This is a genomic window from Mycobacterium sp. E2462, assembly GCF_001672685.1.
In the GTDB taxonomy this organism is placed as follows: domain Bacteria; phylum Actinomycetota; class Actinomycetes; order Mycobacteriales; family Mycobacteriaceae; genus Mycobacterium.
On sequence record NZ_LZKC01000227.1, the window covers coordinates 1 to 13,472 of the forward strand.

Here is a 13,472-nt window from a genome sequence, read left to right on the forward strand (position 1 = left end):
GGACCACGGACCTTCCCGTGGACAGCGTCGCCGACGTGGTACTTCGCGAGCTGGCCCCCGCCGCGGGCTACGATGACGACGTGGCGATGGTGGTCTATCGGCATCGGCAGACGCCGATCCGCATCGAAACCGAGGCCACCGCAGACCAATTGGTTTCCATCAGGCATCGGCTGGCCGGCTGGCTGCAGGCCGCCGGTGTTCCCGACGAGCTCGCCGGCGACATCGTGCTGGTGGTCAACGAGGCGTGCACCAACTGCGTCGAGCACGCCTACCGCGGGCAGGCCGCCGACACGATGCTGCTCGACGTCGAGTTGGTCGGCGACGAGGTCCGCGCGCGCATCGCCGACCGCGGGTCGTGGCAGGCCCCCGGCTCCCACCCGGGCAACGGCGGGCGCGGCTTGCTGCTGATGAGGGCGCTCAGCGATACCATGCGGCTGGACAGCACGCCCACCGGCACCACCGCCGACCTCACGTTTCGCCTGCCGCCGGCGGCCGGTTAGCGGACGGCCACGCCGTTTGCCGGGCCCGCCAGCCGGGTAGTCATCGGCGTGACCAGCGCATCGATAACTACCGAACCCTTACTGCCCGCGGCGCATGGCCCGCTGTCGACAGCAGTTCGTCACGCGCTGTCGGGCCCGCCCGCGCACGACCACCTCACGCGCATCGGCGCGTCCGTACGCGACTCCGACCCCTACGGCCTGGACCTGCAACTGGCGCTGTCGATGTGCTACGAGCTGCACTACCGCGGCTTCGCCGGTGTCGATCCGGCGTGGGAGTGGAATCCCGCGTTGCTGGCGCTGCGCGGCGAGCTCGAGCGGGTGTTTTTGGCGGGCGTGCGGCGCGACGTCGGGCCCATCGACGCCGACCACAGCGCCGCCGCCGAAATGGAGTCGCTCACCATCGAACCCGCCGACGGCGCGGGCCCGTCGTATCACCTGCGCGACACCGGCACCTGGGAGCAGATGTGCGAATACTTCGTGCACCGCTCCGTCTACCACCTCAAAGAGGGCGATCCGCACGCCTGGGCGATCCCGCGGATGATGGGCATGGCCAAGGCCGCGTTCGTGGCGATCGAGTTCGACGAGTACGGCGCCGGGCAGGGGTCGCGGCTGCACCAGCAGCTGTTCGCCGACCTGCTCAGCGCGGCGGGGCTGGACCCGACCTACCTGGCCTACCTCGACGCGGTGCCCGCCGAGGCGCTGGCGGCGGTGAACCTGATGTCCCTGTTCGGCCTGCACCGTTCGCTGCGCGGCGCCGCCATTGGGCACTTCGCGTCCACGGAGATCACCTCGCCGCCGGGGTCGCGACGCATGGTGCGGGCGCTGCAGCGGCTGCAGGCCCCGGCGGCCTGCGTCAAGTTCTACGCCGAGCACGTGGAGGCCGACGCCGTGCACGAACACGTGGTGCGCATCGACGTGGTGGGTGACCTTTTGGCGCGCGAACCGCAGCTCGAACAGGACGTGATCTTCGGGATCCGCGCGCACGCCGCGGTCGAGGACCGGTTGGCCGAGACGATCATGCAGGCGTGGCGGCAGGGCCGCTCGTCGCTGCGCCGGCCCCTGACCTAAGGGGCGCTGGCGTCCGTCTTCGGCAGGCGCCGACAGCGGCGATGGCTGGTGTCGCACAACGGATAGTCGGCGCTGCGCCGGCAACTGCAGATCGCCACCATGAAACGGTCGGACTCGACGACGTCGCCGTCGGGCATCTCGATACGCACCGGGCCGGACACCAGCACCGGTCCCCCGGGCACCACCTGCACCCGGGTGGTGCTCATCGCTTGTCCGCCCGGATGACCACCAACTCCTCCTCGCGGCGCCCGCGGGGAATCAGCCCGACCTGCTCCAGCCAGGCGGCGCGGGCCGTCATCACCGGTCCGAACGGAATCCATTTGGAAGCAACGACTTTGGCATCCATCCCGGCCCACTTCAGGGCGTCGAGCGACTGCTGGACCCCGGCGAGCGCCGAGTGCACCAGCAGCAGCGATCCCCCGTCGCACAACAGCTTCGGCGCCGCTTCACACAGCGGGTCCAAGATCATGCGGCCGTCGCTGCCGGCATTCCACGCCCACGGCGGCCCGGCGTCCGGGCAAATCGGCCGCTCGTCACCGCCGGGCGGCGTCGGCACGTACGGCGGGTTGGAGACGACGACGTCGAACGGTGACCACTCCAGTGCCTCGAGCCAAGACCCCTCGTGCACATCGACTTTCACGCCGGCGGCCGCGGCGTTGTCGCGTGAGCAGGCCACGGCGCGCGGACAGATGTCGAAGGCCGTGGTGCTGCCGCTACCCATCTCGGCTGCCGCGATGGCGACGAAACCGCTCCCGGTGCACAGGTCGAGCACCCGACGGCCCGGGACCAGCCCGCTGTCGTGCAAGGTGTCGACCAGCAACCGGGAATCCTCCTGCGGCCGGTACACGTTCTGAGCGGCCGACACGGCGGGATTAGGGTAAGTGATTGTCACTATTGGCCTTTCGACGGATCGCCGGGGCGATCTAGATTGCGCCTGTGTAACATGCCCGCAAACTGGTGCGTTCAAACCGACCAGCCGCGATGCTTTTGGGGCTAACTGGCGGGGGCGTGGGCGAACTGCTCGACGATGGTCGCGCAGAACGCGGGCAGGTCCTTCGGCGAGCGGCTGGTGATCAGGTTGCGGTCCACCACGACCTCGTCGTCGATGACGTGGGCGCCGGCGTTGCGCAGGTCGGTCCGGATGCTGGGGTACGACGTGACCGTCCGGCCCACCGCCACACCGGCTTCTACCAATGTCCAGGGCCCGTGACAGATCGCGGCCACCGGCTTACCCGATTCGACGAAGTCGCGGACGAACGCCACGGCGGCGGAGTCCATGCGCAGCTTGTCCGGGTTGACCGTGCCGCCCGGCAGCACCAGGCCGTCGAACTCCTCGACCGACGCCTCCGCCACCGCGCGGTCGACCGTGAACGTCCCCGCCGGTTCGAGATCGTGGTTGCGCGCCTGGATCTCGCCGGTCTGCAACGAGAGCAACTCGACTACGGCGCCGGCCTCGGTCAGCGCCGCGCGGGGCTGCTCGAGTTCCACCTTCTCCACACCGTCGGCCGCTAGGATGGCAATCCTCTTGTTGTGCAATTCGTTCGACATCTTTCGATCACCCCTTCGGTGACAGCTCGACTTTCCTCGCGCTGCTCATGGACTGAGGACGACCTTGGTGCAGCCGTCCTGCTTGTTTTTGAAGATTTCGTAGCCGTGCGGGGCCTCGTCGAGGCGCAACCGGTGGCTGATGATGACTGTCGGGTCGATGTCGCCGTTGCGGATTCGGTCCAGCAGCGGGCGCATGTACCGGTGCACGTGACACTGACCGGTCTTGATGGTCAGCGACCGGTTCATGACGGCACCGATCGGAAACTTGTCCATCAGGCCGCCGTAGACGCCGACGATCGAGATGGTGCCGCCGTTGCGGCAACTCATCGCCGCTTCCCGAATGGCATGCGGGCGTTCAGTTTCCAAGCGTACGGCCTGCTTGATGCGATCGTAGGCGTCGACCGGGGCGGAGCCGCTGCGCGCCTCCATGCCCGCCGCGTCGATGCAGTGATCCGGTCCTCGTCCCGCGGTCAGCTCCCGAAGTTCCTCGAGCACCGAGGTTTCCGCGAAATTGATCGGGGTGGCACCGATCTTGGCGGCCAGCTCCAGGCGGTAGGGCACCCGGTCGATGGCGATGACGTTCGACGCGCCGAGCAGGTAGGCGCTCATGATGGCGAACAGGCCTACCGGCCCGGCGCCCCACACGGCGACGATGTCGCCGCCGGTGATGCCGCACATCTCCGCGCCCATGTAACCGGTGGGCAGGATGTCGGACAAGAACAGCGCCTGCTCGTCGGTGAGGTCGTCCTCGATCTTGAGCGGGCCGACGTCGGCGAACGGCACCCGCGCGTATTCGGCCTGGCCGCCGGCGAATCCGCCGAGCATGTGCGAGTAGCCGAATAGCCCCGCCGGCGAGTGACCCATGAATTTCTCGGCGATGCCCGCGTTGGGGTTGGAGTTCTCGCACAGCGAGTACAGGTGACGCTCGCAGGCCGAGCAGGCTCCGCAGGCGATGGGGAACGGCACCACCACCCGGTCACCGACGGCCAGGTTGCGCACCGCCTTGCCGACCTCGACCACCTCGCCCATGAATTCGTGGCCCAGCACGTCGCCGTGCTTGACGGTGGGGATGTAGCCGTCGTAGAGATGCAGGTCCGAGCCGCAGATGGCGGTCGAGGTGATGCGGACGATGGCGTCGCGGTCGTTGAGGATGGCGGGGTCGGGAACCGTCCGCACCTCGACGCTGTTGCGGCCCGTCCATACGGTGGCCCTCATGGTGTCGCTTCCTTGCCGGGTTGAGCGGAGTGTTGGTGCAGCTGTCGCGCCGCCGCGGTGCCCTCGGGCGACCCGTCGGAGCGCAGCACCTCGCCGGTCTCGAGGATCTGCTTGAACCTGCGCAGGTCGTCGTTGACCTGCTGCTCGGGGGATTCGCCGAGCAGGCTGGCCGCCGCCTTGCCCAGCAGCCCGCCCGGAATGTGATAGCCGATCTGGACGCGGACCTCGGTGGCGTCACCGGTGCTGGTGGGCGCGAACTCGACGCTGCCGCCGTTCTCGACCGGCGACCCGGCCAGGGACTGCCAGGCGATCCGCCGATTCGGCTCGTCCTCGACGATGCGGGCGTCCCATTGCACCGACTGGCCCGCCGGCGCGTTGGCCACCCAGTGCGACACCGCGTCGTCGGTGACGGTGACGGACTGGAGGTGGTGCATGAAGTTGGGCAGATTCTCCAGGTCGCGCCAGTAGCCGTAGACCTGCTCGGGTGAGCGCCGCACCGTGACGGAGGCGCGCAGGGTGCGGTGTCGAGCGCCGGCGGCGCCGTGGCGGCCGCGCTGGCTGCCGTCGCCGACTGTGCGCAACGCCGTGTAGAGGTCCAGGGCGCCGATGCCGGTGAGCGCCACGGTGGTGATGACGCCCCGCCGGCGTCGCCCCGGGCCACGGGCGATCACGCCCGCGACGAGCAGCGCCGTGTCCAACACGTCGCCGGCGACCCGGGTCCAGACCAGCTTGTCGGGGCCGACCAATAGGGCGGCGCCGTGGCCGCACTCGCGCACGCCCAGCGCCCTTAGCACCCGCCGCGACCGTGGGGTGTCGTCCACACCGGCGAACGCAGCTACCTTGTCCGGAACCAGAATCTCGCTAAGGCCCAAGCCGAAGCTGGCGCCGCTGAGGGCCTTCACCAACGTGGCGGTGGTGGTGCCGGATCGGTCGCTCATAGCTCGTTTCCCCTTATGTGCCCCCCGCGCATTCGGTCATAACCGCTGCACAACGGGTTACTTTGCGACCCTTCAGGCGGCCGCGGCCGCGCTGCAGGGCGCGCGCTCAACCGGACTCGCGCCGGGCTGGTGCGCGCTGGAAGCCGGATACCCGGGCGCGCACGGGTCAAACGTCGATCAACGAGCCGCGTCGCGCAAAGCCGCCAGCAAAGGTTCGGCCGCCTCGGCGAGGAATCTTTCCTGGGTGTCGCCGCCGATTTGGACAAGCGCGATGTCGGTGAAGCCGGCCTCCCAATAGGGCCGGACCGCCTCGACGATGGCGTCCAGGTCGGGGCCGCAGGGGATGGTCTCGGCGACGTCCTCGGGGCGCACGAACTGGGTGGCGCCGGCGAACCCGGCGGGCGTCGGCAGGTCGGCGTTTACCTTCCAGCCACCGGCGAACCAGCGGAACTGGTCGTGGGCGCGTTGCACGGCGGTGTCGCGGTCCGGGTCCCAGGACACCGGGATCTGACCGATCACCCGCCCGCCGCCGCTGACGTTGGCGGTTTGGCGCGCGGCGTTCCAGGCGTCGACCAACTCCCCCGCGGGCTCGACCGCGATCAGGTGGTCACCGAGCTTGGCGAACTTGTCGACGGCCTGGGTCCCGCCAACGGCCACCCCGATGCCGACCGGCACGTCGGGCACGTCCCACAGGCGAGCGGAATCGACCTGGAAGTAGTCCCCGCGGAAGTCCACCAGCTCGCCGCCGAACAACTCGCGGATGATCTTGATGGCCTCGCGCAGCATGTCTTGGCGGCGCGTGATGGTGGGCCAGCCCTGCCCGACGATGTGTTCGTTGAGGTTCTCCCCGCTGCCCAGGCCCAGCGTGAACCGGCCGTCGGAGAGGATCTGCAGGGTCGCGGCCTGCTGGGCGACGATCGCCGGGTGGTAGCGGATGGTCGGACAGGTGACGTAGGTGTAGAGGTGCACCCGCTCGGTGGCCTGCGCGACCGCACCCAAGACCGTCCACGCGTTGGGCGCGTGTCCCTGCGAGACCAGCCACGGCGAGAAGTGATCGCTGCACACGTGAAAGTCGAAGCCTCGCTCTTCGGCCGAAACCGCGTAGCGGACAAGGTCTTTGGGCCCACTCTGCTCAGTCATGAGAGTGTAGCCAAAATTTGTCATAGCGCCCGGTTACCCGGCCCCGGCGGCCGTTAATCGTGGATTCGGGCCGTAGCCGTCGGTGCGCGACGTCCCGGCGCGGCGGGCTCAGCCCGCCGTGGTGATCGAGTCATCGGTGACGCCGGCCGCGCGGCGCGCCTCCAGCCGGCGGCGCTGCGGTTCGATGGTGTAGCGCGGGTGGCGGGCGGATTCCTTACCCGCCTCGAAGAAGCCGAATCTCAACAGGGCCGACGCCGTCAGCAGCGCGAGGCCCGACAGGCCGGCTGTGCCTCTGCGGCCGCCGCCCACCAGCGCGCCCAAACCGCCTGCGGCCGCGAGGATTTCGCTCCACTGCAGCAGCCGGCCGGGCGCGCCGTGGTGCAGCGGTTCTCGGGCCACGGGGTCCATCCGGTACTCGGTGAACCGCGCGGAGACCAGGTCGCTGACCGCCGCGATGACCGCCAGCTTGCGGGCGGGCGCGGCCTCATCGACGTCGGTGGTGATCATCGCCAGGCCCGAGGCGGCTAGGCTGGCCGAGCTGACGAACACGAACGGCAGATCCCGGTAGGCGGCGTTCCACGTCGGCGTCGCGGTGTCGGTGAGCAGCACGGCGGTGTAGACGGCCAGCGGCGCGGCGAAAACCGCGGCCTCCAGCCCGGCCGGCCCCTCCACCGCGCGCAGCACGGGCCGCAACGGCCCCAACGGGATTCGCTCCCCCGACATCCGGTCGATCTCGGAGACCGCGGCGACACCGATGCCGGCGCTGAACAGGCTCAGGATCCACGAACCGATGCTCATCGGCGAGGTCAGCTTCACCGTACGCAGCATGTTGACGAACCGCTCGGGCCGGCCCAGGTCCTTCACCAGCGCGACCGCCCCCAGCGACACCGCGATCAACGCGGACAGCCTGGTGTTGCGGCGCAACGTCTTTCGCCCGGTCAGCTGCGCGCCCGCCGCCAGCAGGCCGGAGCCGCCGGCGACGCCGCCCAGGAACAGGTAGGCCCCCACCTCGTGTCCCCAGGGCGCGGGTTTGACCACCGGGCGCCCGTAATACGAGGTGAACTCGGCGTCGGGGACCATCACCGACTCGTCGCGGCGGCGCCGCTTGCCCTCGCCGCGTCGCCGCCGCTTGCCGCCCGCGGGCTCGGGCGGCCGGAAGCTGTCGAACTCCGAGGTGCTCATCGGCTCCCCCAGAACGCGAGCGCGGCCGCCCCGACCATGCCGGCCGCGGCGATGCCCGCCCGCTTGAACATGGTCGGCAGGTCGGCGGTGCACACCCGCGGATCGGGCGGCAGCCCGTACACCTCCGGCTCGTCGAGCAGCAGGAACACCGACCCGGTGCCGCCGACCCCGTCGTTCTCGTTGGCGCCGTAAAGCCTTGCCTCCGTGCGCCCTTCGCCGCGCAGCTGCGCGACCCGCCGCCGCGCCTGGTCCACCAGGTCGTCGTGGTTGCCGAACTTGATCGACGTCGTCGGGCACGTCTGGGCGCACGCCGGCGTCTGGTCCTCGACCAGGCGGTCGTAACACAGCGTGCACTTCTGCGCGACGCCGGTGACGAAGGTGTGCTCAGGCCGGTCCGGCCGGCCGGGCCGCTCCGCGGGGGTCGCGTAGGTGCCGTCGCTGCGGCGTTCGACCACGCCGAACGGGCAGCCGGCCACGCAGGTGCCGCAGCCGTTGCAGACGTCGGCCTGCACGACGACGGTGCCGAACTCGGTGCGAAACAGCGCGCCCGTCGGGCAGACGTCCAGGCAGCCGGCGTGGGTGCAGTGCTTGCACACGTCCGACGACATCAGCCACCGGAACTCGGGGGTGTCCGGCGGTGTGATGTCGGGCTCGTCGCGCCCGGGGACCGCCGGCATGCCCAAACCGACCAGGGCCCGGCCGGATTCGCGGGCCTCGTCGATGCGGTCGCGGCCCTGCTCGATGAACGCGACGTGGCGCCAGGTGCTGGCTCCCAACGCCCCGGTGTTGTCGTAGGACGACCCGAGCAGCTCCAGCTCCCCGTCGCGCGGGTTGTGGTTCCACTCCTTGCAGGCCACCTCGCAGGCCTTGCAGCCGATGCAGATCGAGGTGTCGGTGAAGAAGCCCTTGCGGGGCTTCGGATCGGCCCAGCCGGCGTCGGTGGTCGGGTCAGTCGGCCCGCTGAGCTGGCCCATCGGCTCCTCCTTCCCAGGCGGCGGCACTCACCCGCACGTTGCCGGTCTCGGCGGTGGCGCCGGAGCGGGACTGGTAGTCGGCGATCAGCCGCAGCAGTTCCGCACCCTGCGGCCGGCGCCCGGGACGGATGTCGCACGACCCCGCCTTGGATTCCTGGATCTGAACGTTGGGATCCAGGGTCACGCCCAACAGGTCGTTGGCTGCGTCCCCGCTGACCACCGCGTCCCCGCCGACACCCCAGTGGTAGGGCAACCCGATCTGGTGCACGGTGTGGCCGTTGACCACCAACGGCGTCACCCGGCGCGTGACCAGGACGCGCGCCTCGATCGCCGCGCGGGGCGACACGATGGTCGCCCACCCATAGGGCGTCAGGCCGCGCTCGGCGGCCAGCTCCGGGGAGACCTCGCAGAACATCTCCGGTTGCAGCTCCGAGAGATAGGGCAGCCAGCGGCTCATGCCGCCGGCGGTGTGGTGCTCGGTCAGACGATACGTGGTGAACACGTACGGGTACACGTCGGCGCCGGGCTCCCCGGCGCTGGGCGCGCTGAGATTGTCCTTGCGAGGGAACGTGATTCGGCCCGGGTTGCGCTGCTGCGGGTACAGCGCGTTGGCGACCGGCGACTCCTGCGGTTCGTAGTGCGTGGGCAGCGGCCCGTCGACCACTCCCTTGGGCGCGAACAGCCAGCCCTTGCCGTCGGCCTGCATGATGAACGGGTCGTCGCCGGCCAGGGCGTCCGGGCCACCGACGTCGGGATCCGGGCGGCTGCCCGGCGCCCGGTCCGCGACGAAGTCCGGCACGTCGTGTCCCGTCCAGCGGCCCTGGTCGGCGTCCCACCAGACGAGCCGCTTGCGCTCGCTCCACGGCTTGCCGTCCGGGTCGGCCGACGCGCGGTTGTACAGGATCCGCCGGTCGGCCGGCCACGCCCAGCCCCACTCCTGCTGGCTCGGCGAGTCACCGCCATGCGGGACGCGGCGCGCGGCCTGGTTGGTCGCGTCGGCGTACACGCCGGTGTAGATCCAGCAGCCGCCGGCGGTCGACCCGTCGGCGCGCATCTCGGTGTAGGACGTCAACGGCCGGCGCGCGTCCGGGCCGTCGACGTGGTAGCCGTTGATCTCGGCGAGCACGGCCTCGCCGTCGGGCTCGCCGTGCTCGTCGGTCGGGTAGTCCCACGTCAGGTCCAGCAGCGGCCGGTCGCGCTCGTCGGTGGACCCGGCCAGGCGCTGGCGGATCCGCTTGCCCAGCTCGAAGAAGAACTGCAGTTCGCTCTGGCACTGCCCCGGCGGCTCCACCGCCTTGTGCCGCCACTGCACCAATCGCTGCGTCTGCGTGAAGGATCCGGCCTTCTCGACGTGCGTCGCCGCGGGCAGGAAGAACACCTCGGTCTCGATGTCGGAGGTCTTGAGCTCACCGGAGGCGATCTCCGGCCCGTCCTTCCACCAGGTGGCCGACTCGATGAGGTTGAGGTCGCGCACCACCAGCCACTTGAGGTGGGCCATCCCGAGGCGCTGCATGCGACCGTGCGCGGACCCGACGGCCGGGTTCTGCCCCAGCAGGAAATACCCCTCGACCTCATCGTCGAGCATCGACATCACGGTCTGGTAGGTGCCGTGCGGGCCGGTCAGCCGGGGCAGGTAGTCGTAGGCGAAGTCGTTGTCCTTCGTGGCGGCGTCGCCCCACCACGCCTTGAGCAGGCTGACGGTGTAGGCATCAGCGTTGGCCCAGAAGCCCTTCTGCTTCTTGGACCCGACCGCCGCGAGGTAGTCGGCGAAGGTGTCATGCAGGCCCGCCTTGGGCATCGGCAGGTAGCCCGGCAGCAGGTTGAACAGCGTCGGGATGTCCGTGGAGCCCTGGATGGTGGCGTGCCCGCGCAACGCCATGATCCCGCCGCCCGGCCGCCCCACGTTGCCCAGCAGCAGCTGCAAGATCGTTGCGGTGCGGATGAATTGGGCGCCGAGGGTGTGCTGGGTCCAGCCGACGGCGTAGGCGAAGCAGGTGGTGCGCTCGCGCCCGGAGTTCTCCACGATGGAGCGGGCCAGGTAGTCGAAATCCGCACGGCCGATGCCGCAAACCTCGGTCACCATCTCCGGGGTGTAGCGGGCGTAGTGGCGCTTGAGGATCTGGAACACCGTCCGCGGGTGCTGCAGGGTCTCGTCGCGCTTGACCCGGGCGTGCGCGAGCGGCGGGCCACCGCTGCCCTGCTCCTGGCCGGCCGCGCTGGCCGCGGTGTCGGCGCCGTGCTCGTGGCCGCCGCCGGGCGACTCGACGTGGCCGTTGCCTTGCTCGTCGTAGGCCCAGGTCGACGTGTCGTACTGCCCGGTCTGCGGGTCGAACCCGGAGAACAGGCCGCCGAGATCCTCGGTGTCGCGGAAGTCCTCGTTGATCAGCGTCGCGGCGTTGGTGTAGGCCACGACGTAGTCACGGAACCACAGGTCGTTGGCCAGGATGTGGTTGATCAGCGCGCCGAGCAGCACCACGTCCGAGCCCGCCCGGATGGGAATGTGCCGGTCGGACACCGCCGAGGTGCGCGTGAAGCGGGGGTCGACGTGGATGATGCGCGCGCCGCGTGCCCGGGCCTCCTCCACCCACTGGAAGCCCACCGGGTGGCACTCGGCCATGTTGGAGCCCTGGATGACGATGCAGTCGGCGTTGGCCATGTCCTGCAGTGATTGGGTGGCGCCGCCGCGCCCGAAGGAAGCTCCCAGACCGGGAACCGTTGCGCTGTGTCAAATACGCGCTTGGTTCTCGATCTGGATCGCGCCTGCGGCGGTGAAGAGTTTTTTAATCAGGTAGTTCTCTTCGTTGTCCAGGGTGGCGCCGCCGAGCGCGGCGATGCCCATGGTGCGGCGCAGCAGGTTGCCCTTCTTGTCGATGTCCTGCCAGGCGTTGCGGCGTGCCTCGACGAACCGGTCGGCGATCATGTCGATCGCGGTGTCCAACTCCAGCGGCTGCCAGTCGGTCGCCCGCGGCGCGCGGTAGAGCACCGTCACCTGCCGGCCCGGCGAGTTGACCAGCTGCTCGCTGGCGGAACCCTTGGGGCACAGGCGGCCTCGCGAGATCGGCGAGTCGGGATCGCCTTCGATCTGGACCACCCGCTCGTCCTTGACGTACACCCGCTGCCCGCAGCCGACGGCGCAGTACGGGCAGATGCTTTGCACCACACGGTCGGCCGTGGTGGTGCGCGGCGCGACAGCGCGGGTCTGCTTGGACGTGACGGCCGACCCGCGGCCCAACTTGTCACCCGAGCGCAGCTGACGCACGACGGGCCATTCGAGGAAGAGTCTCCGCACGCTCATGTCCCCACCCTAGTGCCGGTCGGCCAAACTCGCCGCGGGGTCAGCGCACCACGATGGTGTGTGCGCCGCGCGGCACCAGTTCGCCGACGACGGGGGCGCCCGGGATCTCCCCGGCGATCAGCAGGCCCCCGGAGGTCTGCGCGTCGGCGAGCAGCAGCGCCTCGGACTCGGCCACCCGCGTCAGGTCGGCGTGCGGCGCCGCCCACTCGAGGTTGCGCCGGGTGCCCCCGCTGACGTAGCCGGCCGCGAGCGCCTCGCGGGCGCCGTCCAGGTACGGCACCGCCGCGGCGTCGAGCACGGCGGTGACGCCGCTGGCCCTGGCCAGCTTGTGCAGGTGCCCCAAGAGCCCGAATCCCGTCACGTCCGTGGCGCATTCGGCGCCGGCCGCCAGCGCCGCGGCGGACGCCTCGGCGTTCAGAGTGGTCATGGCCTCGACGGCCTGCGGGAAGCGTTCGCCGGTGGCCTTGTGCCTGCTGTTGAGCACGCCGACACCCAGCGGCTTGGTCAGCGTCAGCGGCAGGCCCGGGCGGCCGGAGTCGTTGCGCAGCAACCGGTTCGGGTCCGCGATGCCCGTCACCGCCAGCCCGTACTTGGGTTCGGGGTCGTCGACGCTGTGCCCCCCGGCCAGGTGGCAGCCCGCGGCCGCGCACACGTCCAGCCCGCCGCGCAGCGTCTCGGCCGCCAGCTCGAACGGCAGCACGTCGCGCGGCCAGCCCAGTAGGTTGACCGCCACCACCGGGCGCCCGCCCATGGCGTAGACGTCCGACAGCGCGTTGGTGGCCGCGATGCGGCCCCAGTCGTAGGCGTCGTCGACGACCGGGGTGAAGAAGTCGGTGGTCGCGATCAGCGCCGTGCCCCCGTGCAGGCGCACCACCGCCGCGTCGTCGCCGCTGTCCAGGCCGACCAGCAGCTCGCCGACCGGGTCGCGCGCCGGGGCGGCCCCCAATCCCTTCACCACCTCTTCGAGCTCGCCGGGCGGGATCTTGCACGCGCACCCGCCGCCGTGGGCGTACTGGGTCAGTCGGTAGGTCGCCGGGGTGGTCACGGCGTCCATAATTGTCCTCATGGTCCAGGGAGGTGTGTCCGGTCTGGTGACCGGCGCGGTCTTCAAAACTGACGAGCGGCAGACGCTGCCGCTGGCGGGTTCGATTCCCGTCCGCCTCCGCCACCTCCATGCCTGACGACCCGAGGCGCCAGGTGCCCCGCACCGACGCGCTGCTCGCCGATCCGCGGCTCGTCGAGGCGCAGCGGGTGCTGGGCCGGACCCTGGTGAAGTCGGTGGTCGCCGACGCCCAGCAGCGGGCGCGCGCCGGGGAGATCGAACCCGAGCGGGTCGCCGAGCACGCCGTCGCCGCGCTGCCCGCCACCGCGTCGAGCCTGCGCCCCGTCGTCAACGCGACCGGCGTGGTGGTGCACACCAATCTGGGCCGGGCCCCCCTGTCGCGGGCGGCGCTGGACGCGGTCGTGGCCGCCGGCGGGACCACCGACGTCGAGTTCGACCTGGCGTCGGGGCGCCGCGCGCGCCGCGGCCGGGGCGCGGATCGGCGAGCAGCGCGTCGGTGCGGGGCACCTGGCGCCTCGGGTCGTCAGGCATGGAGGTGGCGGAGGCCCA

The 13,472-nt window shown here is 70.7% G+C and carries 12 protein-coding genes, 1 tRNA gene and 1 pseudogene; 4 read left to right on the forward strand and 10 right to left on the reverse strand.

Annotated elements, in window-relative coordinates:
* Positions 1–500 (forward strand): ATP-binding protein (locus A5714_RS11335; protein ID WP_197513647.1); only part of this gene is annotated, 500 nt, incomplete at its 5' end.
* Between the two features lie 48 nt (positions 501–548).
* Complete coding sequence (locus tag A5714_RS11340) at positions 549–1,568, forward strand: iron-containing redox enzyme family protein (protein WP_068285251.1); 1,020 nt, start codon at positions 549–551, stop codon at positions 1,566–1,568.
* On the opposite strand, the gene A5714_RS11345 is transcribed toward A5714_RS11340, so the two are convergent.
* The 10 genes from A5714_RS11345 to selD form a co-directional block, all read right to left on the reverse strand.
* The gene (locus A5714_RS11345; RefSeq protein WP_068074398.1) at positions 1,565–1,774 is read right to left on the reverse strand and encodes a CDGSH iron-sulfur domain-containing protein; all 210 of its coding nucleotides are present in this window, start codon (positions 1,772–1,774) and stop codon (positions 1,565–1,567) included. The two genes, A5714_RS11340 and A5714_RS11345, sit on opposite strands and share 4 nt — an antisense overlap.
* On the reverse strand, positions 1,771–2,460 hold the full coding sequence (locus A5714_RS11350) for a HemK2/MTQ2 family protein methyltransferase (RefSeq protein WP_068285253.1): 690 nt from the start codon (positions 2,458–2,460) through the stop codon (positions 1,771–1,773). Before A5714_RS11350 ends, A5714_RS11345 begins: the two co-directional genes overlap by 4 nt.
* Before the next feature lie 101 nt (positions 2,461–2,561).
* A complete protein-coding gene (locus A5714_RS11355) occupies positions 2,562–3,116 on the reverse strand; it encodes a type 1 glutamine amidotransferase domain-containing protein (RefSeq protein ID WP_068285255.1) in 555 nt (184 codons plus the stop codon).
* 45 nt (positions 3,117–3,161) lie between these two features.
* Positions 3,162–4,331: a zinc-dependent alcohol dehydrogenase gene (locus A5714_RS11360; RefSeq protein WP_068285257.1), complete on the reverse strand. Its 1,170-nt coding sequence runs from the start codon at positions 4,329–4,331 to the stop codon at positions 3,162–3,164.
* Positions 4,328–5,269 (reverse strand): SRPBCC family protein, encoded by a 942-nt coding sequence (locus A5714_RS11365; RefSeq protein WP_068285261.1) that lies wholly within the window; start codon positions 5,267–5,269, stop codon positions 4,328–4,330. Before A5714_RS11365 ends, A5714_RS11360 begins: the two co-directional genes overlap by 4 nt.
* Before the next feature lie 177 nt (positions 5,270–5,446).
* Positions 5,447–6,433: an LLM class F420-dependent oxidoreductase gene (locus A5714_RS11370; RefSeq protein WP_068285263.1), complete on the reverse strand. Its 987-nt coding sequence runs from the start codon at positions 6,431–6,433 to the stop codon at positions 5,447–5,449.
* 84 nt (positions 6,434–6,517) lie between these two features.
* Positions 6,518–7,591, reverse strand: a complete 1,074-nt coding sequence (gene nrfD / locus A5714_RS11375) for an NrfD/PsrC family molybdoenzyme membrane anchor subunit (protein WP_068285265.1) — start codon at positions 7,589–7,591, stop codon at positions 6,518–6,520.
* The gene (locus tag A5714_RS11380) at positions 7,588–8,565 is read right to left on the reverse strand and encodes a 4Fe-4S dicluster domain-containing protein (RefSeq protein ID WP_068285267.1); all 978 of its coding nucleotides are present in this window, start codon (positions 8,563–8,565) and stop codon (positions 7,588–7,590) included. Before A5714_RS11380 ends, nrfD begins: the two co-directional genes overlap by 4 nt.
* Positions 8,540–11,860, reverse strand: coding sequence for a formate dehydrogenase (fdh, locus tag A5714_RS11385; protein ID WP_082959691.1), 3,321 nt, complete (start codon positions 11,858–11,860; stop codon positions 8,540–8,542). The genes A5714_RS11380 and fdh overlap by 26 nt, the downstream gene beginning before the upstream one ends.
* 40 nt (positions 11,861–11,900) lie before the next feature.
* Entirely contained in the window at positions 11,901–12,914 is a 1,014-nt protein-coding gene (gene selD / locus A5714_RS11395) for a selenide, water dikinase SelD (RefSeq protein ID WP_068285273.1), read from the reverse strand.
* A 19-nt stretch (positions 12,915–12,933) separates the two neighbouring features.
* On the opposite strand from selD, the gene A5714_RS11400 reads away from it, so the two are divergent.
* Together A5714_RS11400 and A5714_RS11405 are read left to right on the forward strand one after the other, a co-directional pair.
* Positions 12,934–13,028, forward strand: a tRNA-Sec gene (locus tag A5714_RS11400).
* Positions 13,029–13,033: 5 nt separating this feature from the next.
* A pseudogene (locus A5714_RS11405) lies at positions 13,034–13,472 on the forward strand (L-seryl-tRNA(Sec) selenium transferase); the annotation flags it as partial.

What these genes read in the sequence shown, in the direction of transcription:
- A5714_RS11345 (WP_068074398.1), bottom strand. Translation starts at nt 1,774, where the DNA reads ATGAGCACCACCCGGGTGCAGGTGGTGCCCGGGGGACCGGTGCTGGTG.
- selD (WP_068285273.1), bottom strand. Translation starts at nt 12,914, where the DNA reads ATGGACGCCGTGACCACCCCGGCGACCTACCGACTGACCCAGTACGCC.
- nrfD (WP_068285265.1), bottom strand. Translation starts at nt 7,591, where the DNA reads ATGAGCACCTCGGAGTTCGACAGCTTCCGGCCGCCCGAGCCCGCGGGC.
- A5714_RS11370 (WP_068285263.1), bottom strand. Translation starts at nt 6,433, where the DNA reads ATGACAAATTTTGGCTACACTCTCATGACTGAGCAGAGTGGGCCCAAA.
- A5714_RS11365 (WP_068285261.1), bottom strand. Translation starts at nt 5,269, where the DNA reads ATGAGCGACCGATCCGGCACCACCACCGCCACGTTGGTGAAGGCCCTC.
- A5714_RS11355 (WP_068285255.1), bottom strand. Translation starts at nt 3,116, where the DNA reads ATGTCGAACGAATTGCACAACAAGAGGATTGCCATCCTAGCGGCCGAC.
- A5714_RS11360 (WP_068285257.1), bottom strand. Translation starts at nt 4,331, where the DNA reads ATGAGGGCCACCGTATGGACGGGCCGCAACAGCGTCGAGGTGCGGACG.
- A5714_RS11380 (WP_068285267.1), bottom strand. Translation starts at nt 8,565, where the DNA reads ATGGGCCAGCTCAGCGGGCCGACTGACCCGACCACCGACGCCGGCTGG.